A 23153-nucleotide genomic window follows, 5' to 3' on the forward strand; every position below is an offset into this window, starting at 1 on the left:
CGGCGGCGGTACCGGCCAGTCAGCTTCGGCGGCGGTACCCATCCGATCCCGGGTCCGCTCCGAATACCGGGTGTGAACACATCGAACGCTCTTCCGCCCGACTCCTCGGTCGCCGTGATCGGGAGCGGGGTGGCCGGTCTCACAGCGGCCCACCTGCTCTCGGAGCGGCACACCGTCACCCTGTTCGAAGCCGATACCCGCCTCGGCGGCCACGCGCACACCCAGGAGGTGACGACACCGGAGGGTGACGCCGTCGCGGTCGACACCGGGTTCATCGTGCACAACGACCGCACCTATCCGACGCTGCTGCGGTTGTTCGCCGAACTGGGGGTCGCCACCCAGGAGACCGACATGTCGATGTCGGTCCGGTCCGAGAGTTCCGGACTCGAATACGCCGGGGCACTCGGGGTCGGCGGGCTGTTCCCGAGCTGGCGGACGGTGCGGCACGGCCGCTACCTGTGGATGCTCGGCGAGATCAGACGGTTCCACCGCGCGGCCCGCGCGCTGCTCCAGTCGCCCGGGGACGACGAGCCGCTGCACCGCTTCATCCGCCGCGAACGGCTGTCGGACTACCTGGTGGACAACTTCCTGCTGCCGCTGGTCGCCGCCGTGTGGTCGTGCGACGCGCAGACGGCCGCGCAGTATCCCGCGCGGTATCTGTTCACCTTTCTCGACCACCACGGGATGCTGTCGGTGTTCGGTTCACCGACCTGGCGGACCGTGACCGGCGGCTCGCGCACCTATGTCGAGGCCGTCGCCGCCGGTGTCACACTATCGGGCGGCAGCCTGCGCATCGGCGAACCGGTGGACCTGGTGACCGAGAAGGCCGGCGAGGTGACGGTGCGGGCCGGCGGGCGCGCCGACTCCTTCGCCGCGGCGGTGATCGCCACCCATCCGCGGCAGGCGCTGGATCTGCTGGCCGCGCCGACCGCCGCCCAGCGTCGGGTCCTGACCGCCATTGGCTACCGGTCCAAGCATGCGGTGGTGCACACCGATACCTCGCTGCTGCCGCACGCGCGGCGCGCACGGGCCTCCTGGAACTACCAGATCCGGGACGACGGCGGCGAGGTGGCCGTGACCTACGACCTGACCCGGCTCATGCGTCTGCCCCGTCGCGATCACCGGATCCTGGTGACGATGGGCCGGACCGACCTGGTCGCCCAGCCGGCGGTGCTCGCGGAGATGCACTACTCGCATCCCGTCTACGACACCGGGTCGGTGACGGCCCAGCAGTCGCTCGGCGCGATCGACACCGATCGCCTCGCCTTCGCCGGGGCCTACCACGGCTGGGGCTTTCACGAGGACGGGGCGGCGGCCGGTGCGCGCGCCGGATCGCGTTTCGGCGGTCGCTGGCGCGCCGGCGACCCGGCCGTGTCGGCGAGCGAGGTGCACGCATGACGGGCCGGCCGGCGCGATTGGTGTACGCGCGAGTGGGACACCTGCGGAGATCGCCCCTGCGGTACGGCTTCGCCCACGACGGCGTGTGGTGGCTGATCGATGCGGGGGCGCCGCCGCGCCTTCCGCGAGGTCTCGGCTGGCTCGCGCGCTTCGCTGCCGAAGACCACTTCCCCCAGCCGGGGACACCGGGGGAGACCCTGCGCAGCCGGCTCGAGGAGTCGCTGCGCGCAGCCGGAGAGCCGGTTCCGGGCGGCCGCGTGACCGCCCTGCTGGCCCCGCGGGTCGCCGGCTACGTCTTCAACCCGCTCAGCGTCTTCTGGTGCCACGCCCCGGACGGCTCCCTCGGCTGCGTGGTCGCCGAGGTGCACAACACCTACGGCGGCCGGCACTGCTATGTGCTCCATCCCGACCCGGCGGGCCGGGCGACGGCGGCCAAAGAGTTCTACGTGTCGCCGTTCCACGACGTCATCGGCGACTACCGGTTGCGCGTGCCCGAGCCCGGTCCGGACGGCCGCGTGGCGATCGCCGTGACCCTCGACCGCCCCGGCGCCGAGCCGTTCACCGCGACGCTGGTCGGCCGCAGCCGGCCCGCGACGTTGCCCGCCGTACTGCGGGCGCAGGTCCGTGCCCCGCTGGCCCCCTGGCTCGTCGCCCTGCGGATCCGCCTGCACGGCATCGGCCTCTGGGCCCGCGGCCTGCCCGTGGTTCCCCGCCCCGCCACTCGTCCCGCCACTCACCCCCGAAAGGCCGACCGATGACCCTCGACACCACCGAACTCGACACCACCGACCTCGACACCGCCGAACCCCAGACCCGCGCGGGCGTGGACCCCCAGCGCTGGCCCGATGTGGCCGCGGTGCCGTCGTCGTCGGCGGCACGCCTGCGGGGCGCGGTGGCGCATGCCCTCTTCCGGCGCGCCACGGCGGACCTGCCGATCGCGATTCACCGGCCCGGTCGCGGCACGGCCGCCGCCGGCGGCGACGGCGAGCGCCCGCGCATGATCATCACCGACCCGACGGCCCTCGCGCGCCGGATCGGGACGTCCGGACTGATCGGCTTCGGCGAGTCGTACATGGCGGGCGAGTGGCACGCCGACGATCTGGTCGGAGTGCTCGAGCCCTTCGCCGCCCGGATCGCCCGGCTGGTCCCGCCGTCGCTGCAGCGCCTGCGGGCACTGGTGCTGCCCGGCCATCCCGACGACGAGGAGAACTCGGTCGGCAACACCCGGTCCAACATCGCGCGGCACTACGACCTCTCCAACGACCTGTTCGCCGTGTTCCTCGACGAGACCCTCACCTACTCGAGCGGCCTGTTCGCCTCCGACCGGCACGCGGCGCAGGCGAGCTTCGCCGACCTGGCCGATGCGCAGCGGGTCAAGATCGACCGGCTGCTGGACCAGGCGGGGGTGGGGCCGGGGACCCGGCTGCTGGAGATCGGCACCGGATGGGGCGAACTCTGCCTGCGCGCCGCCGCACGAGGCGCACAGGTCCACTCGATCACGCTGTCGAGTGAGCAGCGCGAGCTGGCGTGGCGGCGCGTGTGCGCCGCCGGACTCGGGGAGCGGGTGCGGATCGATCTCCTGGACTACCGCGAGGTGCGCGGGCGGTACGACGCCGTCGTCTCGGTCGAGATGATCGAGGCCGTCGGGCGCGAGTACTGGGAGACCTACTTCCAGACGATCGACCGTCTTTTGGTGCCGGGCGGACGGGCGGCGATCCAGGCGATCACCATGCCGCACGAGCGCATGCTGGCCTCGGCGGGCACCTACACCTGGGTGCACAAGTACATCTTCCCCGGCGGTCAGCTGCCGTCGGTCCAGGCGCTGCGGGCCGCGGCGCAGCGCGACACCGGCCTGCGGGTGCACGACGAGCTCTCCTTCGGCCGGCACTACGCCGCCACGCTCGCGCTGTGGCGGCAGCGGTTCGCCGCGAATCGGCGGCGGGTGGCCGACCTCGGCTTCGACGGGACCTTCATGCGGATGTGGGACCTGTACCTGGCCTACTCGGAGGCGGGGTTCCGGTCCGGGTACCTGGACGTGCGGCAGCTGACGTTCGGTAAGCAGGTGCGACCATGACCGGCGTGAGCGGGGTCGTGCTGATCGCGGCCGCCGCGACGCTGTGGATCGTCGTGCTGCAGGGGGTCGCCTTCGCCGTCGGCCACCGGATCGGGCGCTACAACGTCGTCGACGTCTCGTGGGGCCTCGGGCTGGCCGGGATCGCGGTACTCGCCCTGGTGCTCGGCGGCGGAGATCCGGTCCGGCGGGTGGTCCTCGCACTGGTCGTCGGCGTGTGGGGTCTCCGGCTCAGCTGGCACATGGCCGGTAAGACGCGCGGCCGCGGCGAGGATCCCCGCTACCGGGACTATCTCGGCCCGCAGCCGGGACTGCTCACCGTGGGCGGCAAGGTCTTCGGGCTCCAGGGGCTGTCGCAGCTGTGGGTCGGGCTGCCGCTGATCGTCGCCGCCGTGGAAGGCGGTCCGTCCGGATGGACGTGGGCGGTGTTCGCGCTGGGACTGGCCGGTTGTCTGACCGGAATGGTCTTCGAGGCGGTCGGCGACGCACAACTGCGGTCCTATCGGCGTGACCCCGGGCGCGGGCCGGTCCTCGACACCGGCCTGTGGGCGTGGACGCGGCATCCGAACTACTTCGGCGACGCCTGCGTCTGGTGGGGCGTGTGGCTGATGGCCGCCACGGGCGGTTACGCGGCGCTGACCGTGCTGTCCCCGATCGCGATGACCTATTTCCTGGTGTACGCGACGGGGGCGCGCCGGCTCGAGCGAATGATGGCGCAGCGCCCGGGCTACCGCGAGTACCAACGCCGGACCTCCTACTTCGTCCCGCGCCCGCCCCGGCGCGCCTGAGCGGCGACCGAGGAGGCCAGACCGGTGCCCGGAGCTTTGCGGACGCGCCGGCGTCCGCCGATTACGCTGGAGATCGATGCGATCGAGAATCCGGCGCTGATGCCGACACGCGACACCGAGCCGGCGGAGCTGGCTGCGCTGCTCGAACGAATCGCGCGCTCGGACGCCGCCGCGTACGCCGAGTTCTACGACCGGACCGGCGCGCGGGTCTTCGGCATGGTGCTGCGGGTGCTCCGCGATCGCGGCTACAGCGAGGAGACGACGCAGGAGGTGTACCTCCAGGTCTGGCGCGAGGCCGCCGCCTACCGGCGCACGGAGGGATCGCCGATCGCCTGGCTGATCGCCATCGCGCACCGGCGGGCCGTCGACCGGGTGCGCGCGGAGACCGCGGCCACCCGGCGAGACCTCACCTACGGCGCCCGACAGGTCACCGCGCTGATCGACGAGGTGGGCGAGGAGGTCGCCGACCGCGAGGCCGCCGGACTGGTGCGCCGGTGCCTCGGCAGGCTCACCGAACGGCAGGCCGAGGCCGTCGGGCTGGCGTACTACGAAGGTCTCACCTACAGCGAGGTCGCCGACCGGCTCGCGGTGGCGCTGCCCACGGTGAAGAGCCGTATCCGGGACGGATTGAAGCGGTTGAGGGGGTGTTTGGACGGTGGCTGACGATATCGACGGCGCCGGCGAGGCCGCCGACCTGCTCGCGATGGCGCCCCTGATGGCGATCGACGCCCTGCCCGAGGTCGATCGGCGGCGCGTGCTGCGGTTGCTCGCGGCGACCGACGACCACACCCGCGACGAGTTCGCCGCCGAGGTCGCCGCGGCGCGCGAATCCATGGCGCAGCTCAGCGACCTCACGGCGACCCCGCCGCCGGCCGGACTGCGGGACACGGTCCTCCGGCACGCCGAGCAGGACGACGCGCAGGGCGCCGCCCGGGACGGCGGATCGACGGGGCGGTCACGCTGGCGCTGGGCCGCCGCGGCGGCCGCGGTCGCCGTCGTGGTGGGGATCGGCGGCGGGCTGGTCGGCTACGCCGTCTCGGACCGGCCGGGCGAACCGGGGCAGAGCACCTCGGACAAGGTCTTCGCCGCACCCGACGTGCGCACGGTCAGCGGCCCGGTCGCCACCGGGCAGGCCTCGGTGACCTATTCGTCCACCGAACGGGCCGGGGTGCTGGTGATGAACGACGTCCCGCCGCCCGAGCAGGGGACCGTGTATCAGCTGTGGCTGGTCGGCCCCGACGGTCCACGGCTGGGTGGAGTGATGACGCCGAACGACGTGGGAACGTCCACCACGGCGGTCGTCGACGACCTCGGCGACGCCACGAGTGTCGCGTTCACCGTCGGTGACGCGGACGAGCCGGAGCGGATGATCTCCGAGCCGATCGCCGAGCTGCCGCTCCGGCCGTGAATCGGCCCACCGGACCGGGCCGGCGCCGACCTGGATTTCGGCCTTGTCAAGCATTTTGACCTGTCGAAATCAGGGCTGTAGAGTGGGTCGTCGGTGTCCAGCCTGCTGGGTGCCGCCCGCCCAAAATCGGACGCAGTCTGCGGGTGGGGGAGAAGTCGTCACCGTGTCGTACCTGCTACGACACGCCCGACCTCGGGTGAACGATAACCCACTGACCAGGATGAATGTTCTGGTGGGGCGAGTTGCGGAAGTTGCTCGACACCGCCGTGTGCGGAAACGAGTGGCCTGCCCGGAGCACAAACCGCGACAGACAACAAGATCGGCGAGCGCCGGTCATGAGGAGAAAGAACTCAGTGCCAACTATTAATCAGCTGGTCCGCAAGGGCCGCAAGAACAAGGCTTCGATCAAGAAGACCGCAGCCCTGAAGGGCAGCCCGCAGCGCCGCGGCGTGTGCACCCGCGTGTACACCACCACCCCGAAGAAGCCGAACTCTGCCCTGCGGAAGGTCGCCCGTGTGCGCCTGACCAGTGGCATCGAGGTCACCGCTTACATCCCGGGTGAGGGCCACAACCTGCAGGAGCACTCGATGGTGCTCGTGCGCGGCGGCCGTGTGAAGGACCTTCCCGGTGTCCGCTACCGCATCATCCGCGGCTCCCTCGACACCCAGGGTGTCAAGGACCGCAAGCAGGCTCGCAGCCGTTACGGCGCCAAGAAGGGGAACTAAGTCATGCCACGTAAAGGACCCGCTCCCAAGCGCCCGCTGATCCAGGACCCGGTCTACGGTTCCACCCTGGTCACCCAGCTGGTGAACAAGATTCTGCTGGACGGCAAGAAGTCGACCGCCGAGCGCATCGTCTACCAGGCCCTCGAGAACACCCGTGAGAAGACCGGTACCGATCCGGTGATCACGCTCAAGCGTGCCCTGGACAACGTCAAGCCCACCCTCGAGGTGAAGAGCCGTCGCGTCGGTGGCGCCACCTACCAGGTGCCGATCGAGGTCAAGCCCGGCCGCGCCAACACTCTGGCGCTGCGCTGGCTGGTCACCTTCAGCCGGCAGCGCCGCGAGAAGACCATGGTCGAGCGGCTGGCCAACGAGGTGCTCGACGCCTCCAACGGCCTCGGTGCTTCGGTGAAGCGCCGCGAGGACACCCACAAGATGGCCGAAGCCAACCGGGCGTTCGCGCACTACCGCTGGTGACCGCCCTGCGCGGGGCTGATCGGCCGATCGGCCCCGCGCAGCGGTCCACCGGCCGGCGACGGGGACCCCGCCGACCGGCTCCACAGTCTTGAATCCGCAGACTTTTGAATCCGCAGACTCCCCGAAGGGAATCACATGGCACAGGAAGTGCTGAACGACCTCACGAAGGTCCGCAACATCGGCATCATGGCGCACATCGATGCCGGTAAGACCACCACCACCGAGCGCATCCTCTACTACACGGGTGTGAACTACAAGATCGGTGAGACCCACGACGGTGCATCGACCACCGACTGGATGGAGCAGGAGAAGGAGCGTGGTATCACCATCACCTCCGCCGCCGTGACCTGCTTCTGGGACGACAACCAGATCAACGTCATCGACACCCCCGGTCACGTCGACTTCACCGTGGAGGTCGAGCGCGCCCTCCGCGTGCTCGACGGCGCGGTCGCCGTCTTCGACGGCAAGGAAGGCGTCGAGCCCCAGTCCGAGCAGGTCTGGCGCCAGGCCACCAAGTACGACGTCCCCCGCATCTGCTTCGTCAACAAGATGGACAAGATGGGCGCGGACTTCTACTACACCGTGCAGACGATCATCGACCGTCTCGGTGCCAAGCCGCTGGTGATGCAGCTCCCGATCGGTGCCGAGGATGCCTTCGACGGCGTCGTCGACCTGGTCGAGATGCGGGCCCTGCTGTGGCCGGGCGTCGTCGACATCGGTGCCGAGCCGCAGATCACCGAGATCCCGGCCGACCTGCAGGAGCGCGCCGCGGAGTACCGCGAGAAGCTGCTGGAGACGGTCGCCGAGTCGGACGAGGCCCTCATGGAGAAGTACTTCTCCGGCGAGGAGCTCACGATCGAGGAGATCAAGGGTGCGATTCGCAAGATGACCATCAACTCCGAGATCTACCCGGTGCTGTGCGGCACGGCGTTCAAGAACAAGGGCATCCAGCCCATGCTCGACGCCGTGATCGACTACCTGCCGAACCCGCTGGACATCGGTGAGATCGAGGGCCACGCCCCGAACAACGAGGAAGAGGTCCTCACCCGCAAGCCGAGCAAGGACGAGCCGTTCTCGGCGCTGGCGTTCAAGATCGCGGCGCACCCGTTCTTCGGCAAGCTGACCTTCGTCCGCGTCTACTCGGGCAAGGTCGATCCGGGCACCCAGGTCCTCAATGCGACCAAGGGCAAGAAGGAGCGCATCGGCAAGCTCTTCCAGATGCACGCCAACAAGGAGAACCCGGTCGACAACGCGGTGGCCGGCCACATCTACGCGATGATCGGCCTCAAGGACACCACGACCGGCGACACCCTCTGTGACTCGCAGAACCCGATCGTCCTGGAGTCGATGAGCTTCCCGGCCCCGGTCATCGAGGTCTCCATCGAGCCGAAGACCAAGTCGGACCAGGAGAAGCTGGGCACCGCGATCCAGAAGCTCGCCGAAGAGGATCCGACGTTCTCGGTGAACCTCGACGACGAGACCGGCCAGACCGTCATCGGCGGCATGGGCGAGCTCCACCTCGACATCCTGGTCGATCGCATGAAGCGTGAGTTCAAGGTCGAGGCGAACGTGGGCAAGCCGCAGGTGGCTTACCGCGAGACGATCCGCAAGACCGTCGAGAAGCACGAGTTCACCCACAAGAAGCAGACGGGTGGCTCGGGCCAGTTCGCCAAGGTCATCATCAAGCTTGAGCCGCTGGTCGACCCCGAAGAAGAGGGCGCGACCTACGAGTTCAAAAACGCCGTCACCGGCGGTCGTGTCCCGCGCGAGTACATCCCCTCGGTGGATGCCGGTGCGCAGGACGCGATGCAGTACGGCGTCTTGGCCGGCTACCCGCTGGTCAACCTGAAGGTCACTCTGCTCGACGGTCAGTACCACGACGTCGACTCCTCGGAGATGGCCTTCAAGATCGCTGGTTCGCAGGCTCTGAAGGAGTCTGCGCGCATGGCCAGCCCGGTCATTCTGGAGCCGATCATGGCCGTCGAGGTCACGACTCCGGAGGACTACATGGGTGACGTCATCGGCGACCTGAACTCCCGCCGTGGCCAGATCCAGGCCATGGAGGAGCGCAGCGGTGCACGCGTCGTGAAGGCCGCGGTGCCGCTGTCGGAGATGTTCGGCTACATCGGAGACCTTCGGTCGAAGACTCAGGGCCGGGCAAACTACTCCATGGTTTTCGACTCGTACGCTGAGGTTCCGGCGAACGTGGCGAAGGAGATCATCGCTAAGGCGACGGGCGAGTAGACCACTACTCCCCGCCCGCCTGTGCGGCACGCGCTCCGGCGCAATAAACTGTAAATCCACCTCTGCCGGGAACGCCCCGGCAGACCTGAGTCCAGGAGGACACAAGTGGCGAAGGCGAAGTTCGAGCGGACCAAGCCGCACGTGAACATCGGCACCATCGGTCACGTCGACCACGGCAAGACCACCACGACGGCGGCCATTACCAAGGTGCTGGCTGACCAGTACCCCGACCTGAACGAGAGCTTCGCTTTCGATCAGATCGACAAGGCGCCGGAGGAGAAGGCTCGTGGTATCACGATCAACATCTCCCACGTCGAGTACCAGACCGAGAAGCGTCACTACGCCCACGTCGACGCTCCTGGTCACGCTGACTACATCAAGAACATGATCACCGGTGCCGCCCAGATGGACGGCGCGATCCTGGTGGTTGCTGCTACCGATGGCCCGATGCCGCAGACCCGCGAGCACGTGCTGCTGGCTCGCCAGGTCGGTGTGCCTTACATCCTGGTCGCACTCAACAAGGCCGACATGGTCGACGATGAGGAGATCATGGAGCTCGTCGAGATGGAGGTCCGCGAACTGCTGGCCGCCCAGGAGTTCGACGAGGACGCCCCGGTCGTGCCGATCTCGGCTCTGAAGGCGCTCGAGGGCGACCCGAAGTGGGTCGAGTCGGTGCAGAAGCTGATGGCTGCTGTCGACGAGTCGGTGCCGGACCCGGTCCGCGAGACCGACAAGCCGTTCCTGATGCCCGTCGAGGACGTCTTCACGATCACCGGCCGCGGCACCGTGGTCACCGGTCGTGTGGAGCGTGGCGAGATCAACGTCAACGCCGAGGTCGAGATCGTCGGTATCCGCGAGGGGTCGACCAAGACCATCGTCACCGGCATCGAGATGTTCCACAAGCTGCTCGATTCGGCTCAGGCCGGCGACAACGCCGGTCTGCTGCTGCGCGGCCTCAAGCGTGAGGACGTGGAGCGCGGCCAGGTCGTGGTGAAGCCGGGTACCACCACCCCGCACACCGAGTTCGAGGGCCAGGCGTACATCCTGTCGAAGGACGAGGGTGGCCGTCACACCCCGTTCTTCAACAACTACCGTCCGCAGTTCTACTTCCGCACCACGGACGTGACCGGCGTCGTGACCCTCCCCGAGGGCACCGAGATGGTCATGCCGGGCGACAACACGGAGATGACCGTCAAGCTCATCCAGCCGGTCGCCATGGACGAGGGCCTGCGCTTCGCTATCCGCGAGGGTGGCCGCACCGTTGGTGCCGGCCGCGTCACCAAGATCATCAAGTGATCTGTTTCGACTAGCTCCTTGAGTGGCACCGCTGCTCCTTGAGTTCGTCGAAAGTCAGAAGGCCCGCTCCGGTCCGCCGGGGCGGGCCTTCTGCATCGCTCTGTGCGTCCCGCGGCGATTAGAGTGGTGCGCGTGAAAGTGATCCGGCGCGGGCGAGAGCACCCAGACCTGGCGGTGACAGCGGTCAACATCGTGCGCACGTCCGACGTTCCGCCGGTGCTGCTGGTCCACGGAATGGGCGGCGACCACACGTCGTGGAAGCGCGTGATCCGCACGCTCGGCGGCGCGGGACGGTCGGTGATCGCCGTCGACCTGCGCGGGCACGGCCGCAGTCAGCACGCCGAGCGATACGCTCTCGACGATTTCGCCGGAGATCTGTCCGCGGTACTCGACGAGCTCGCCGTGCCGCGGGTGGACGTGGTCGCGCATTCGCTCGGGGCGCACTCGGCGCTGCGAATGGCGATGGCGCAGCCCGAGCGGGTGCGCCGGATGGTCCTGGAGGAGCCGCCGCCGATGCCGGAGAACGACGACGATCTGGCCGAGCGGATCGTGCCGGCGTTCACCGGCCTGGGTGACCGCTTCCGTGGCATCCGCGCGCTGGTGACCAACCCGCTACCGTACGTCCGGTACGACCGCGCGCTGCCCGACGAGGTGGCAGGCCAGTTCGATCGCACGGAGTGCGAGTGGTGGACTCGGCTCTCCGGGCTGACCGCCCCGGCCGTCGTCGTCTCCGGTGGGGACCGTAGCTTCCTGCCGCCGCGGCACCTGCGGCGCGTGGCGCAGGCGCTGCCGAACGGGGAGTTCGTCACCATCGACTCGAGTCACAGCGTGCACCGCGACCGGCCCACTGAGTTCGACCAGGTGCTGCACCGCCACCTGAACAGCTGACCGCACGGAGCGGATCGGCGCGCGGTGACCGGCCGACAGGTCTAGGTTCTGTAGCCATGAGCGAGTTCCCCGCGCAGGCCTACGGCGTCCACTCCGAAGTGGGACGGCTGCGGAAGGTCCTGGTCTGCTCGCCCGGCCTGGCACACGAACGACTCACCCCGTCGAACGCGGCGAATCTGCTGTTCGACGACGTGCTGTGGGTGCGCAGCGCCCGGCGTGATCATGCCGACTTCGTCGCGAAGCTGACGGCGTTCGGGGTCGAGGTGGTGGAACTGCATGAGCTGCTGGCAGAGACGATGGCGCTGCCGGAGGCTCGCGCCTGGTTGCTCGATCGCAAGATCGTCGCCAATGAGGTGGGGGTCGGTCTGGTCCCGGCGACCCGGGACTATCTGGATCAGCTGGTCCCGGACGAGCTGGCCGAACTGTTGATCGGCGGCATGTCGGCACGCGACCTGCCGACGGAGCTGCGGCCCGGCTATCTGGCGCTGGCGCAAGACTCCTGGGGCGGCAACGAGTACCTGATGCCGCCGCTGCCGAACACGCTCTACACCCGCGACACCACCTGCTGGATCTACGGTGGGGTGACGCTGAATCCGCTGTACTGGCCGGCCCGGCACGACGAGACGCTGCTGATGAAGGCCGTCTACTCGTTTCATCCCGACTTCGTGGGGTCGCGCGTGTGGTGGGGCGATCCGGAACGGCAGTGGGGGTCGGCCACTCTCGAGGGCGGCGACGTCCTGGTTGCCGGGAACGGCGTGGTCCTGATCGGGATGAGCGAGCGGACCTCCCGGCAGGCCATCACCCAGGTGGCGCTGAGGTTGTTCGAATCCGGTCAGGCCCGCCGCGTGATCGTCGCCGGACTGCCCAAGCTGCGGTCGGCGATGCACTTGGACACCGTGTTCACCTTCGCCGACCGCGACCTGGTGACCGTGTATCCGAAGATCGTCGACCAGATCCGCCCGTTCACCCTGCTGCCCTCGGAGGCGGCTCCCGGGCTGGTGGTGATCGAGGAACCGGGCCACTTCGTCGACGTGGTGCGCGCGGCGCTGGGCCTGGACCGGCTGCGCGTGGTGGAGGCCGGCGGCAGCGAGTACGCCTCGGAGCGTCAGCAATGGGACAGCGGCAACAATCTGGTCGCCGTATCCCCGGGGGTCGTGTTCGCCTACGACCGCAACACCCACACCAATGCGCTGCTGCGTGAGCAGGGCGTCGAGGTGATCGAGATCGTAGGCGCCGAACTGGGCCGCGGACGCGGCGGCGGACACTGCATGACCTGCCCGATCAGCAGGGACCCGCTGCCGGACTGACGAGCGATCCGACTCCGGCACACCCACTTCGGATGTGCGCATACTGCCGAATGTGCATATCCGAAGTCGGTGCGCTGCCGGCCGAAGTCGGTGTGCGGAATCGGGGTCAGGCCGGACGGTTGTAGAGCTTTCGCGGATCGCCGCCGGTGCGGACCCACCCCTCGAAGGCCCACGGCACGTACAGCACCCGCAGCGGAAGCCGGTTGACCAGTGGGTTGACCGTCCGCATGAAGCCTGCGAACCGGTCGAAGCGACGCTGCTTCTTCGGGGTCCAGTCGAGGTCGCACACTTCGCGCATCTCGGGTGGCAGGGTGCCGATGACTACGGTGCGCAGCGCGGCGTTCAAGGGCGCCGACAGCACGCGCCACAGCGGTTGCGGTATCTGTCGGGGGCCGGGCAGCCCCTTCCGCAGGTAGCCGGTGGCGTAGAGGATGGTCCGGGTCGGGACGAACTTGTCGCACATCGACTGCCAGTACTCGCAGAACTCGTCGTAGGTCTGCGGTTGGCTGCGGGCGCTGACGCCGTAGAGCTGGTACCAGATCTTGCTCTCCTCGAAGATCTGGACCTTCTCGTCGTACGACAGTCGCCGGATGAACGTGTCGGTGATGTACAGGACCTGGTCGACGAAGGTGGCGTGCGCCCAGTAGAAGAGCTCCGGGTTGAGAGCGTGATAGCGCGAGCCGTCGGAGATGGTGCCTTTGATGTCGCGGTGGAAGTCGCGCACCCGGTGTCCCCAGGCGTACGGGTCGTCGGAGTAGATCGTGCGCATCACCGGGGGACCGGTGCGGCGGGCGCGGCCCAAGAAGTCGGTGAAGATGATCGAATGGTCTTCGACGCCCTGCGCCAGCTGCTCGATGCAGTTCTCGGTGCCGGCCAGGCGCTGGAACCCCAGGACCATGCGGCTGTCGCCGGCGAACTTCCAGAGCAGCGAGTCGGTGCCGAGCCGCAACTCGAGCGCGTCGATGTCGATCTCGTCGACGATGCTCGGTTCGGCTTCGCGCACACCGGTGGAGAAGTCGGTCGTCATGGGCACAGAGTAGCGCGTAGTTGGAACAAAGTGAAACATTTGTGTCAAAGCGGATCGTCGTCTTGGTCCGCTCGCGTTGCTCCGGCGCGGTGAACCGGACTCGGTAGGCTCGGTGCATGGTCTACCAGCCCGGCGCCAACAATCCCTTCGCGATCCCCAGCAAGCACGGCGAGATGCCGACCTTCGTGGTCCGGTCGAGCAAACCGCAGTTGCCGCCGGTCGATGTGATCCTGGAACACGCACAGGTGGTCGCGCTGCCGATGCGCACCCGCTTCCGTGGAATCACGATCCGCGAGGCGATGATCTTCCGCGGTCTCAAGGGCTGGGGCGAGTTCGCGCCGTTCGTCGAGTACGACGACGTCGAAGCCGCCAACTGGCTCGCCGCCGGAGTGGAGGCCGCCTGGCAGGGGCCGCCGCCGGCGGTGCGCGACACCGTCCCGGTCAACGCGACCGTCCCCGCCGTGCCGGCCGATCAGGTCGGCGAGATCCTCGCCCGCTTCCCGGGGGCCACCACCGCCAAGGTGAAGGTGGCCGAGCCGGGGCAGAGTCTGGACGACGACGTCCAGCGCGTCGCCGCCGTGCGCGAGGTGATCCCGACCGTGCGGATCGACGCCAACGGCGCCTGGGACGTGCCGACCGCCATCGAGGCGATCGCCGCGATCGGTGACGTGGAATACGTGGAGCAGCCGTGCGCCACCATCAAGGAGCTCGCGGCCGTGCGCCGCGTGGTCGGCGTCCCGATCGCCGCCGACGAGTCCATCCGAAAGGCCGAGGACCCGCTGCTGGTGGCACAGGCCGACGCTGCCGACATCGCGGTCCTGAAGGTGGCGCCGCTCGGCGGCATGCGCAAGGTCCTCGCCCTCAACACCGCACTCAAGCTCGACGTCGTGATCTCCAGTGCCCTCGACACCGCGGTGGGGATGGCCGCGTCGGTATCGGCGGCCGCGGCCCTGCCGATGCTCGACCACGCCTGCGGCCTGGGCACCGGCGTCCTCTTCGAGCGCGACGTGGCCCCGTCGTTCGTGCCTCGTCACGGCAGCGTGCGTCCGCGGCTGATTCAGCCCGACGACGAACTGCCGCTGGCCTCGCCCGAGCGCACCGCCTGGTGGGAGGACCGGCTGCGCCGCTGCCACGCCATCTTGATGACGCGCTGAGACTCGTTCACTTCGAAGGCGGTCCGTCATGAACGCGGTCGACGACATCACGGCCAACGACGTCCTGGCGTTCCTGGTGGAACTGCTGGTCTTCGTCTCGCTCGGCGTCTGGGCGTGGCGGCAGGGCGAATCGGCCCTCGGCCGCTGCGCCTGGGTGGTGCTGGCGGTCGGCGTCGCGGCCCTGCTGTGGGGGCTGTTCGTGGCGCCGAACGCTCCGGTGCACGTCCTGGCTCTGGAAGTGATCCTGCGCTTGGCGATTCTGACGGCGGGGGTGGCGGCGTTCGCCACGCTGGTGCGGCCGGCGATCTGGATACCGGTCGCGGCGATCGTCGTGGTCAACACGGTCCTGCTCTACGTCGGCCCCTTTCATCGCTGATCCGCTGTCGCGCAGGGACTAGAAACAAAAGGATAAATCTGTTCCAATGGTGGTGAGCCGCTTCACACGCGGTCTACCGACCTCAGGAGTAGTCATGGCCACGCCCGTGTTCGCGCAGCCGGAATCCGGCAGTGATCTGCGCGCAGTCCCCGTCAGCCAGCGCAACGGAGTGCTCGAAGTGCTGTCGATGCGCCGTGACCCGTTCGAGTTCGCCGACCGCCGCCGCGAACAGTACGGGGAGATCTTCGCGATGAACGCCCTCGGCGCGCGGATGGTGACCGCGCGCGGCGCCGCCGCGGCGAGCGAGATCCTGATGAACAAGGATCGCGCCTTCGCGAATGCGCCGGCGTGGAGCTACTTCATCGGCCCCTTCTTCAATCGCGGCATCATGCTGCTCGACTTCGACGAGCACCGCCACCACCGGCACATCATGCAGCAGGCCTTCGCGCCCAAGAAGTTGCACGGCTACTTCGAAGAGATGCAGCCGGTCATCATCGACCGGGTCGCGAAGTTCCCCACCGGACAGGTGAAGCTGTTCGAGCAGTTCAAGGAACTGACGCTCGACGTCGCTCTCGAGATCTTCCTCGGCATGGAACTGTCGAAGGACGAGGCCGACCGGCTCAACAAGGCCTTCATCGAAACCGTGCGTGCGGGCGTGGCCCTGGTACGCAAGCCTGTGCCCGGCGGCCGATGGTGGAAGGGAATCCGCTCGCGCAAGATCCTCGAGGAGTTCTTCTACGAGCACATCGACGCCAAGCGTGCCACGGAGACCCCGGACCTGTTCTCGGTGCTGTGCCACGCCGAAAGCGACGACGGTGACACCTTCACCGACGAGGACGTGGTCAACCACATGATCTTCGTGCTGATGGCCGCGCACGACACCTCCACCATCACCATGACGCAGATGGCCTACCGCATGGCCGAGCACCCCAAGTGGCAGGCGGCCGCGCGAGCCCAGTCTATGGATCTGGGGCCCACCCTGACCTACGACGACCTCGGGGAGATGACGGTCCTGGACTCGGTGATGAAGGAATCGCTGCGCATGTGCCCGCCGGTGCCGGCGCAGCCGCGCATGGCCATCAAGGACACGCAGGTCCTGGGGCACTACATCCCCGAAGGCACCATGGTGGTGATCCCGCAGATGGCCAACCACCGCGATCCGGCCTACTTCACCGATCCGGACACCTTCGACCCCGACCGGTTCTCGCCCGAACGCGCCGAGGACAAGGGGCACCGGATGGCCTGGATGCCGTTCGGGGGAGGCGTGCACAAGTGCATCGGCCTGTACTTCGGGCAGATGGAGATCAAGACGATCATGCACAACCTGCTCCGCGACTACGAATGGTTCGTGCCCGCGGGCTACCGTCTTCCCATGGACTACAGTGCACTTCCGGTACCCAAGGACAAGCTGCCGGTGACCTTGGTGCGACGCTGATGGCGGGTATGCGCAAGACCCGCGTCACCACGTCACCGGAGCAGCAGGAGACGGCGATCCTCGACGCCGCGGCGATCGAATTCACCGATGTCGGTGTGCGCCAAGCGAACATGGATGCCATCGCGCGGGCCGCGGGCGTCAGCCGTTCGACGCTGTACCGGCGGTTCCCCAGCAAGGAGAACCTGCTGATCGCACTGGCCAACGAGGCCTTCGAGCGTGGGATGACCGAACTGGAAGGGGCGGTGGCGGGTCTGGAGCCCGCTGCCGCGGTGGTCGAGGCCTTCGCACACGGCGCCGCCATGATCGACGCCGACCCGCTGTTGCACCGCATGGTGATCGACGACGCCGAGATCCGGACGCTCACCGCCTCGATGAGCGCCATGTTCATCGACATGGTCACCGATCGCGTCGCCGGTTCGCTGCGGACCGCGGGGGCGACGATGCCCGACGAAGAGTTGCGCCGCGCCGTGGAGATCCATGTGCGCCTGGTGATCTCCTACCTGGAGCTGCCGAGCTCGGATGAAGCTCAGCGCACCCCCGAGGCGGTGCGCTCTCTGGCCGCCACCTTCCTGGCGCCGATGGTCTACTGACGCCGTTCTGTTCTGCTCGTTCCTGGTCCACTGAGGAGTCCACCCATGCAGTCGTCCGTCACCGCGCTGGCGCGCCGCCGCGCCGACCGCCGTCTGGTGCAGATCCGAGCGGCGCTGACCGGCAAGGTGGTCGCGATCACCGGCGGTGCCCGCGGCATCGGATTCGAGACCGCGACCCAGCTGCTGGCCGCGGGCGCCCGCGTGGCGATCGGCGACATCGACGCCGAGGCGGTCGGCAAGGCCGCCGCCGATCTGGGTGTGGAAGGCATCGAGCTCGACGTCACCGACACGGCATCGTTCGAGGCCTTCCTGGACGAGGTGGAACGGCGCATCGGTCCGGTCGACGTGCTGATCAACAACGCCGGCATCATGCCGGTGGGGCCGTTCCTGGACTACAGCGAGGCGCTGATCCGGCGGACGGTCGGCATCGACCTGGTGGGCGTCATGCTCGGCAGCCAGGCCGCGGCCCGCCGGATGGTCGGCGGCCGCGGCGGCCAGATCGTCAACATCGCCTCGGTGGCCGGGCGGCTGCCCAATCCCGGGCTGACCGTCTACAACGGCGCCAAAGCGGGCGTCATCGAATTCTCCGAAGCCCTCGACGCCGAACTGGCCCCGCACGGGATCCGGGTCTCCACGGTGCTGCCGACCTTCACCGAGACCGGACTGGTCGACGGGCTGCAGACCAATGCGCTGGTCTCCACCGTGCAACCGGAGCAGGTGGCCGCCGAGGTGGTGGGGGTGATCGCCCGCCCGCGGGTGCGGGTGGCCGCCCCGCGCTCGATGGGCTGGGTCGCCGTCAACACCGTTCTGCCGCACCGGCTCAAACAGAGGTTGCGGCACCTGACCAAGACCGACACCATCTTCTTGAACCCCGACTCGGCGGCCCGCGCCGACTACGACGCCCGGATCGGGCGCTGACGAAGACGCCCGGCGGCGGCCCGCGAGAGTTTTCCCGCCCGGGCCACTAGGGTCTACTCGTGGCCAGCAGAGCGGATCAGGCGGTGCGGCGGTGGCGCATCGCCCGTGCCGCCCGCGATCGGGCCCGCGACGACCTGACCGACGCCGAGGTGAGCGCCGGTGTGACCCAGCGGCTTTCCATCAGCGCGCGGACGGTCCTCGCGGTGACGGCCGTCCTGGTCCTGGTCGGTGCGGGGGTGGTGGTGTGGCAGGCGGTCGAGCGCACCCCGGCCTACTCCGATCAGCAGCTGGTCGATGCCGCGAGCGAGCGAGTGGAGCTGCTGCTGACCGCTGATGCGGGTGACGACGGTCGTGCCCGCGCGATCCTGGCCGGAGCGACCGGGGAGTTCTATGACTCCTTCGCCCAGTCTGCGGAGGCCTACACCCGGTTCGTCGAGGAGCAGGGCAGCACCGGCGACGCCCGGATCGACGGTGCGGCACTGGCCAGCCGCGACGGCGACCGTGGAGTGGTCCTGATCGCGGCGCGGATGTCGGTGAACGCCGGCGCCGTCGAAGGCCGGAACCGGCAGCTGCGGCTGCGGGTGGTCACCGAACCCGAAGACGGCGTCCTGAAACTGTCGGGGGTGACCTTCCTGCCATGACCCAGACCACCAAGAGCTCTGCGCCCACCCGCCGACGGCGCCTCGCCCGCCGCCTGGAACGTCCGATGAGTCCGCGCGGTGCGACGGCCCGACTCATCGGGACTGCCGCGCTGGTGGCGGTGGCACTGACCTGCCTGGCGCTCGCCCAGGCGTGGCGTGCACCGATCACCGCCCGCGTGGCCACCGCCGCACAGCTGGAGGCCGACGCGGGCCGGATGATCGCCGAAGTATTCTCCGCCGAGGCCGCCACGTGGCAGGCCGACCGCGAGCACGCGCGCTCCCTGGTGACCGGGTCCCTCGCGTCGTCGGCGGCCACCGGCCTGTCCGCACCGGCGCCGGCGGGGGTGCGGGCGGTGCGCTGGGAACCGGTGTCCGTCGGAGTGACCGCCGCCCAAGAGGATTCCGGAACCGCGCTGGTGGTGGCGAACGTCGTCGTCACGCACGAGGACCGCGAACCCGACGCCGACACCAAGACCGTCACCGCCGACTTCGTGCGCGAGGACGGACGCTGGCTGCTGAGCACCCTGGACGAGCTGCAATGACCTCACCCGACCAGGAGCAGAAGCGGCTGACCGCGGCCCGCGAGCGGTATCGGGCCGCCGTCCGCGAGGAGCGTCTGGCCCGGATCGACGCGGCGCCGGGGCTGCGGAAGCAGGCCCGCCGCCGGCGTGCGGGCGTGCGCCTGGCAGTGGTGGCGGCCGTGCTGGTCGCCGCGATCGTGGCTGGTCTCGCGGCATGGTCGTTGGCCGCCCGAGCGGCCGACCAGCGGGCGATCGACGACGACGAGGCGGCCCGCACGGGGGCGGCCGCCGCCGTCACCAGCATGCTGTCGGCCGACCCCGCCGACCCGGGCGCCTACCTGGACCGGGTGCTGGCGCTCAGCACGGGCGCCCAGCGGGACCGGCTGTCCGCGGCGCGCGCGGAGCTGCGCACGGCGGTCGCCGGATTCGGTGCACCCAGCACCGGGCAGGTGATCTCGGCGGGTACCCAGCCGCGCGAAGGCGAGGCGATCCCGGTGCTGGTGGTGGCGCAGGCCAGTGCCCCCGAGCTGGTCGGCGGTGCGCCCGGTACCGACCGAGTCACGGTGCGGGTGCTGATGATCCCCTCCGGGGAGCGCTGGCTGGTGCAGGACACGGAGCGGGTCTCGTGACCGGCTCGCGCCGGCGGCTCCGGGTGCCCGCGGACCGGCGTTTCGTCCGGGGGTGGGCGGTGCTCGTGGCGATCGCGGTGGTGGTCGCCGTGGTCGCCGGAACCTTCGCGCTGCGGGGAGGGGGCCAGCAACGCGAGAGCGACCGGATCGCGGTGGAGGAGGCGACTGCGGCGGCGGTAGGCGAGTTGATGACCTTCGCGCCGACCGACGAGGCCGCCGATCGTGCCGCCGTGGCCGAACGGCTCTCCGGTGCGCTGGCCGCCGACTATCTGGGCCGCGGACCGGACGTGGTCTTCACGGGAGCGACGGCCTCGAAGATCACCATGACCGGGACCGTGCTCGACGTGGGCGTGGCCGAGATGACCGACGGCCGGGCCCGGACCCTGGTCTTCGTCGACCAACTGATCTCGGTCGGCGACCAGGGCGGCGCCCCCGAGCGGGTCGGCGTCTCCCGCTGGGCGACGATGACGAAGGTCGACGGCCGGTGGCTGCTGGCGCACCTGGAGCCCGTGTCGCCTCAGTGAGCTCGCGGCCGTGGGTCGTAGGATCGTGGGATGACGGTAGATCGCATCGCGAAGGCCCTGTCCGGACTCCTGCTGACGATGGGTGTGCTGCATTTCGTGGCACCCAAGCCGTTCGATGCACTCATTCCGGAGGAGCTTCCCGGTGACCCCCGGCAGCTGACCTACGCCTCCGGGGTGGCCGAGCTCGGCATCGGCGCCGCCCTGCTTCCGGCGAAGACGCGTCGTCCCGCGGCGGCGCTGGCCGCCGCACTGTTCGTCGCGGTGTTCCCGGCCAACGTCAACGCCATCCGCGTCTGGGCGGACAAGAGCGATCTGCTCAAGACGGTCGCCTGGGCGCGGCTGCCGCTGCAGATCCCGCTGATCGTGGCCGCGGTGATCGTGTACCGCAAGAGCCCTCGCCCGGGGAGTTGCTGCGACGACTGATCGGTCGCCGGCTGGAGTGGCCGGTCAGACGTCGTCGCTGGCGACGGGGCCGCCTTCGCTCTCCCAGTTCTCGATCATGCGGACGCCGGTGCGGCTGAACTTGCGGCGCACGCCGACTCCGCCGAGCGGGTCCTCGGTGATGAAGACGGCGCCGTAGTGCACCAGTGAATCGGCGACCCGCTGGATCTGGTCGCGATCGAGGGTGTCGCCACCCTTCTCGTACTGCCGGAGATCCTGGGTCTCGACGCCCGCGTGCCGGGCGACGGTGCGCGCCGACACCTTGATCAGGTGTCGTGCGGCTCGTGCCAGGGATCCGTCCATGTGTAGTTCGATGTCGGCCATGCCGGAATCCTCTCATGGTCCCCGGAGGCTGTCACAGGGAGCGGTAGTGGGCGCGCTCGGCAGCAGTCAGATGTTCGGCGGCATAGCTCAGCGCGGTGCGCCCCATGTCGCCGGCGTGGGAATCCAGATAGTCGAGCAGCAGCGCGCGGTCCACGCGTTGGCCCTGTTCCCGCAGCATCCAGCCGAAGGCCTTCTGGATCAGGTCGCGCCGGTCGGCGATCACCAGCGGCGCCACGTCCAGGAGCGCCTGCGGCAGACCGGCTTTGATGAAGGCGAAGGTGCCGACGATGCCGATGCGGCGCTGCCACAGGTCGTCGGCGGCCGCCCAGTCGAGCAGCTCCCGGTGGTCGCCGGCCGCCACCAGCCAGACGCCGAGGATCGGGTCGGCCGAGACGTCCACCAGATCCCAGTTGTTCACGCGCCCGGCGCGCGCGGACTCCCGGTACAGCTGAACCCAGGCTGCTCGCTCGTCGTCGCCGGCACGGTCGGCGTTGAGCGTCAGCACCAGCAGGGCGAGCAGGCGGACCTCGTGGATCTCATGCTCCAGCAGGGTGCGCACCGTGGGTGGGTCGAGTCCGCGGAGGCGTTTGCTCACCGACCGCAGCACCGGCACGCGCACCCCGGCGAAGACGTCGCCTTCGCCGTACTCGCCGGGGCCGGTCTTGAAGAAGCGCCGCTGCCCGGCGGCCCGCTCGGCGTCGCCGAGTGCCCGGACCGCAGCCGCGATGTCCCCAGCCCGCGAGGCCGGGGACAGGTGTGCGGCAGCGTGATTCACGTCAAGAGGTCGGCGATCGGGGTCTCGATCAGCAGGTGCGGGCGCGTCTTCATCAGTTTGCCCACGCGGCCGGCGCCGACCACGCCGGTCAGGATGCCGTCGCGACTGTAGTAGGCGAGGAACTTGCGTCCGTCGTCGTCGACCACGTGCACCTCGTCGCCGGCCCGCGGGGAGCCGAGTAGCTGAACCTTGAGGTCGTACTGATCGCTCCAGAAGTACGGCACCGTCGGGGCGGGCAGTGGATGCTCTGCGATCTGGGCGGCGACCAGCACCGCCTGCTCGACGGTGTGGTTCCAATGCTCGACGCGGCGCCGGTTCCCCTGTGCGTCAGCCCAATTCGCTGCGTCGCCGACCGCGTAGACGTCAGGTGCACCGGTGCGTCCGCGCTCGTCGCAGGCGATGCCGCCGCCCTCGGGGCGGTCGGCGATCTCGATGCCCGAACCCTCCAGATAGGCCAGGTCGGGATAGCCGCCGATGCCGACCACCACCAGATCGGCCGGCAGCACGGTGCGGTCGTCCAGTTCGACCCCGGAGACGCGGCCGTCGCCGCCGAGCAGTCGGGTGACGCCGGTTCCGGTGCGGATCGCCGCGCCCGCCTCCTTGTGCAGCCGCCCGACGAAGCCGCCGATCTCCTCGCCCAGCGCGGCGGCGAGGGGCGCCGGCGCCGGCTCGATCACGGTCACGTCCACGCCCCGGGTGGTGAGGCTGGCGGCGGCCTCGCAGCCGATGAACCCCGCGCCGATCACCACCGCGCGCTGCGCAGCGCCGATCTCGTCGCGCAGGGCGACGGCATCGTCGTAGGTGCGGATCATGTGGACGCCGGCGAGGTCGGCGCCGTCACCGGGGAACGGCCGTGGCGCCAGACCGGTGGCGAGCACCAGCGTGCCGTAGGGCACCTCGGTGCGCTGCCCGCCGTGCTCGGTGACGACGTGGTGCGCCGCCGGGTCCACCGCGACCACGCGGGTGTCCAGCCGCAGCTCGATGCCGGACTCGGCATAGAAGTCGGGCGCCTTGAGGTCGGTGCGTCCGTCGTCGGCGGTGAGCACCGATTTCGACAGCGGCGGGCGATCGTAGGGCGGATGCGACTCCGCCGAGAGGATCGTGATGGGCGCGGTGAATCCGTTGCCGCGCAGGTTCTCTGCCAGGCGGGAGGCGCCGAGCCCACCGCCGGCGATCACCACTGAGTCGGTCATGAGGCT

General features: G+C 69.4%; 26 protein-coding genes. 22 read left to right on the forward strand and 4 right to left on the reverse strand.

The window, feature by feature from the left end:
- Positions 1–72 precede the first annotated feature (72 nt).
- From ABD732_RS04080 to ABD732_RS04135, 12 genes are all read left to right on the forward strand, one after another.
- Positions 73–1398, forward strand: coding sequence for an NAD(P)/FAD-dependent oxidoreductase (locus ABD732_RS04080; RefSeq protein ID WP_344780857.1), 1326 nt, complete (start codon positions 73–75; stop codon positions 1396–1398).
- Positions 1395–2156, forward strand: a complete 762-nt coding sequence (locus ABD732_RS04085) for a DUF1365 domain-containing protein (RefSeq protein ID WP_344780859.1) — start codon at positions 1395–1397, stop codon at positions 2154–2156. Before ABD732_RS04080 ends, ABD732_RS04085 begins: the two co-directional genes overlap by 4 nt.
- Positions 2153–3472: a class I SAM-dependent methyltransferase gene (locus ABD732_RS04090; RefSeq protein WP_344780861.1), complete on the forward strand. Its 1320-nt coding sequence runs from the start codon at positions 2153–2155 to the stop codon at positions 3470–3472. Before ABD732_RS04085 ends, ABD732_RS04090 begins: the two co-directional genes overlap by 4 nt.
- Complete coding sequence (locus tag ABD732_RS04095) at positions 3469–4257, forward strand: DUF1295 domain-containing protein (RefSeq protein WP_344780863.1); 789 nt, start codon at positions 3469–3471, stop codon at positions 4255–4257. Before ABD732_RS04090 ends, ABD732_RS04095 begins: the two co-directional genes overlap by 4 nt.
- A 99-nt stretch (positions 4258–4356) precedes the next feature.
- On the forward strand, positions 4357–4920 hold the full coding sequence (sigK, locus tag ABD732_RS04100; protein ID WP_344781268.1) for an ECF RNA polymerase sigma factor SigK: 564 nt from the start codon (positions 4357–4359) through the stop codon (positions 4918–4920).
- The gene (locus ABD732_RS04105; protein WP_344780865.1) at positions 4913–5665 is read left to right on the forward strand and encodes an anti-sigma factor; all 753 of its coding nucleotides are present in this window, start codon (positions 4913–4915) and stop codon (positions 5663–5665) included. The genes sigK and ABD732_RS04105 overlap by 8 nt, the downstream gene beginning before the upstream one ends.
- A gap of 353 nt (positions 5666–6018) precedes the next feature.
- On the forward strand, positions 6019–6390 hold the full coding sequence (gene rpsL, locus ABD732_RS04110; protein ID WP_344780867.1) for a 30S ribosomal protein S12: 372 nt from the start codon (positions 6019–6021) through the stop codon (positions 6388–6390).
- Positions 6391–6393: 3 nt separating this feature from the next.
- Positions 6394–6864: a 30S ribosomal protein S7 gene (rpsG, locus tag ABD732_RS04115; protein ID WP_344780869.1), complete on the forward strand. Its 471-nt coding sequence runs from the start codon at positions 6394–6396 to the stop codon at positions 6862–6864.
- A gap of 135 nt (positions 6865–6999) precedes the next feature.
- Positions 7000–9108, forward strand: coding sequence for an elongation factor G (fusA, locus tag ABD732_RS04120; RefSeq protein WP_344780871.1), 2109 nt, complete (start codon positions 7000–7002; stop codon positions 9106–9108).
- A gap of 105 nt (positions 9109–9213) precedes the next feature.
- Positions 9214–10404, forward strand: a complete 1191-nt coding sequence (gene tuf, locus ABD732_RS04125) for an elongation factor Tu (RefSeq protein ID WP_344780872.1) — start codon at positions 9214–9216, stop codon at positions 10402–10404.
- Between the two features lie 132 nt (positions 10405–10536).
- Positions 10537–11292 (forward strand): alpha/beta fold hydrolase, encoded by a 756-nt coding sequence (locus tag ABD732_RS04130; protein ID WP_344780874.1) that lies wholly within the window; start codon positions 10537–10539, stop codon positions 11290–11292.
- A gap of 56 nt (positions 11293–11348) precedes the next feature.
- A complete protein-coding gene (locus ABD732_RS04135; protein ID WP_344780876.1) occupies positions 11349–12599 on the forward strand; it encodes an arginine deiminase in 1251 nt (416 codons plus the stop codon).
- A gap of 106 nt (positions 12600–12705) precedes the next feature.
- On the opposite strand, the gene ABD732_RS04140 is transcribed toward ABD732_RS04135, so the two are convergent.
- Positions 12706–13626, reverse strand: a complete 921-nt coding sequence (locus ABD732_RS04140) for an oxygenase MpaB family protein (protein WP_344780877.1) — start codon at positions 13624–13626, stop codon at positions 12706–12708.
- 116 nt (positions 13627–13742) lie between these two features.
- On the opposite strand from ABD732_RS04140, the gene ABD732_RS04145 reads away from it, so the two are divergent.
- The 10 genes from ABD732_RS04145 (at position 13743) to ABD732_RS04190 (ending at position 20837) form a co-directional block, all read left to right on the forward strand.
- The gene (locus ABD732_RS04145; protein ID WP_344780879.1) at positions 13743–14780 is read left to right on the forward strand and encodes an o-succinylbenzoate synthase; all 1038 of its coding nucleotides are present in this window, start codon (positions 13743–13745) and stop codon (positions 14778–14780) included.
- 28 nt (positions 14781–14808) lie between these two features.
- Positions 14809–15156, forward strand: a complete 348-nt coding sequence (locus ABD732_RS04150) for a YrdB family protein (RefSeq protein ID WP_344780881.1) — start codon at positions 14809–14811, stop codon at positions 15154–15156.
- A 94-nt stretch (positions 15157–15250) separates the two neighbouring features.
- Positions 15251–16591 carry a cytochrome P450 gene (locus tag ABD732_RS04155; protein WP_344780883.1) on the forward strand — a complete coding sequence of 447 codons (1341 nt, stop codon included), beginning with the start codon at positions 15251–15253 and terminating at the stop codon, positions 16589–16591.
- Entirely contained in the window at positions 16591–17181 is a 591-nt protein-coding gene (locus ABD732_RS04160) for a TetR/AcrR family transcriptional regulator (RefSeq protein ID WP_344780885.1), read from the forward strand. The genes ABD732_RS04155 and ABD732_RS04160 overlap by 1 nt, the downstream gene beginning before the upstream one ends.
- A gap of 45 nt (positions 17182–17226) precedes the next feature.
- Positions 17227–18099: an SDR family oxidoreductase gene (locus ABD732_RS04165; RefSeq protein WP_344780887.1), complete on the forward strand. Its 873-nt coding sequence runs from the start codon at positions 17227–17229 to the stop codon at positions 18097–18099.
- A gap of 59 nt (positions 18100–18158) precedes the next feature.
- Positions 18159–18740, forward strand: coding sequence for a hypothetical protein (locus ABD732_RS04170; RefSeq protein ID WP_344780889.1), 582 nt, complete (start codon positions 18159–18161; stop codon positions 18738–18740).
- Positions 18737–19282, forward strand: a complete 546-nt coding sequence (locus tag ABD732_RS04175) for a hypothetical protein (RefSeq protein WP_344780891.1) — start codon at positions 18737–18739, stop codon at positions 19280–19282. Before ABD732_RS04170 ends, ABD732_RS04175 begins: the two co-directional genes overlap by 4 nt.
- Entirely contained in the window at positions 19279–19890 is a 612-nt protein-coding gene (locus tag ABD732_RS04180) for a hypothetical protein (RefSeq protein ID WP_344780893.1), read from the forward strand. The genes ABD732_RS04175 and ABD732_RS04180 overlap by 4 nt, the downstream gene beginning before the upstream one ends.
- On the forward strand, positions 19887–20414 hold the full coding sequence (locus tag ABD732_RS04185) for a hypothetical protein (protein WP_344780895.1): 528 nt from the start codon (positions 19887–19889) through the stop codon (positions 20412–20414). Before ABD732_RS04180 ends, ABD732_RS04185 begins: the two co-directional genes overlap by 4 nt.
- A 30-nt stretch (positions 20415–20444) precedes the next feature.
- Positions 20445–20837 (forward strand): DoxX family protein, encoded by a 393-nt coding sequence (locus tag ABD732_RS04190; protein ID WP_344780896.1) that lies wholly within the window; start codon positions 20445–20447, stop codon positions 20835–20837.
- Positions 20838–20861: 24 nt separating this feature from the next.
- On the opposite strand, the gene ABD732_RS04195 is transcribed toward ABD732_RS04190, so the two are convergent.
- Genes ABD732_RS04195 through ABD732_RS04205 form a run of 3 tightly spaced genes read right to left on the reverse strand, consistent with a single transcriptional unit; the run spans position 20862 to position 23147 of the window.
- Positions 20862–21179, reverse strand: coding sequence for an XRE family transcriptional regulator (locus tag ABD732_RS04195; protein WP_344780898.1), 318 nt, complete (start codon positions 21177–21179; stop codon positions 20862–20864).
- 31 nt (positions 21180–21210) lie between these two features.
- On the reverse strand, positions 21211–21954 hold the full coding sequence (locus ABD732_RS04200) for a DNA alkylation repair protein (protein ID WP_344780900.1): 744 nt from the start codon (positions 21952–21954) through the stop codon (positions 21211–21213).
- Complete coding sequence (locus ABD732_RS04205; protein ID WP_344780902.1) at positions 21951–23147, reverse strand: NAD(P)/FAD-dependent oxidoreductase; 1197 nt, start codon at positions 23145–23147, stop codon at positions 21951–21953. The genes ABD732_RS04200 and ABD732_RS04205 overlap by 4 nt, the downstream gene beginning before the upstream one ends.
- Positions 23148–23153 lie beyond the last annotated feature (6 nt).

The sequence above is a fragment of the Gordonia caeni genome (assembly GCF_039537105.1).
GTDB classification, from domain to species: Bacteria; Actinomycetota; Actinomycetes; order Mycobacteriales; family Mycobacteriaceae; genus Gordonia; species Gordonia caeni.

Bases quoted from the DNA above. Each gene is read 5' to 3' on its own strand.
- ABD732_RS04085 (WP_344780859.1), top strand. From the start codon at position 1,395: ATGACGGGCCGGCCGGCGCGATTGGTGTACGCGCGAGTGGGACACCTG.
- ABD732_RS04090 (WP_344780861.1), top strand. From the start codon at position 2,153: ATGACCCTCGACACCACCGAACTCGACACCACCGACCTCGACACCGCC.
- ABD732_RS04095 (WP_344780863.1), top strand. From the start codon at position 3,469: ATGACCGGCGTGAGCGGGGTCGTGCTGATCGCGGCCGCCGCGACGCTG.
- sigK (WP_344781268.1), top strand. From the start codon at position 4,357: ATGCCGACACGCGACACCGAGCCGGCGGAGCTGGCTGCGCTGCTCGAA.
- rpsG (WP_344780869.1), top strand. From the start codon at position 6,394: ATGCCACGTAAAGGACCCGCTCCCAAGCGCCCGCTGATCCAGGACCCG.
- fusA (WP_344780871.1), top strand. From the start codon at position 7,000: ATGGCACAGGAAGTGCTGAACGACCTCACGAAGGTCCGCAACATCGGC.
- ABD732_RS04135 (WP_344780876.1), top strand. From the start codon at position 11,349: ATGAGCGAGTTCCCCGCGCAGGCCTACGGCGTCCACTCCGAAGTGGGA.
- ABD732_RS04140 (WP_344780877.1), bottom strand. From the start codon at position 13,626: ATGACGACCGACTTCTCCACCGGTGTGCGCGAAGCCGAACCGAGCATC.
- ABD732_RS04145 (WP_344780879.1), top strand. From the start codon at position 13,743: ATGGTCTACCAGCCCGGCGCCAACAATCCCTTCGCGATCCCCAGCAAG.
- ABD732_RS04150 (WP_344780881.1), top strand. From the start codon at position 14,809: ATGAACGCGGTCGACGACATCACGGCCAACGACGTCCTGGCGTTCCTG.
- ABD732_RS04155 (WP_344780883.1), top strand. From the start codon at position 15,251: ATGGCCACGCCCGTGTTCGCGCAGCCGGAATCCGGCAGTGATCTGCGC.
- ABD732_RS04160 (WP_344780885.1), top strand. From the start codon at position 16,591: ATGGCGGGTATGCGCAAGACCCGCGTCACCACGTCACCGGAGCAGCAG.
- ABD732_RS04165 (WP_344780887.1), top strand. From the start codon at position 17,227: ATGCAGTCGTCCGTCACCGCGCTGGCGCGCCGCCGCGCCGACCGCCGT.
- ABD732_RS04175 (WP_344780891.1), top strand. From the start codon at position 18,737: ATGACCCAGACCACCAAGAGCTCTGCGCCCACCCGCCGACGGCGCCTC.
- ABD732_RS04180 (WP_344780893.1), top strand. From the start codon at position 19,279: ATGACCTCACCCGACCAGGAGCAGAAGCGGCTGACCGCGGCCCGCGAG.
- ABD732_RS04190 (WP_344780896.1), top strand. From the start codon at position 20,445: ATGACGGTAGATCGCATCGCGAAGGCCCTGTCCGGACTCCTGCTGACG.
- ABD732_RS04195 (WP_344780898.1), bottom strand. From the start codon at position 21,179: ATGGCCGACATCGAACTACACATGGACGGATCCCTGGCACGAGCCGCA.
- ABD732_RS04205 (WP_344780902.1), bottom strand. From the start codon at position 23,147: ATGACCGACTCAGTGGTGATCGCCGGCGGTGGGCTCGGCGCCTCCCGC.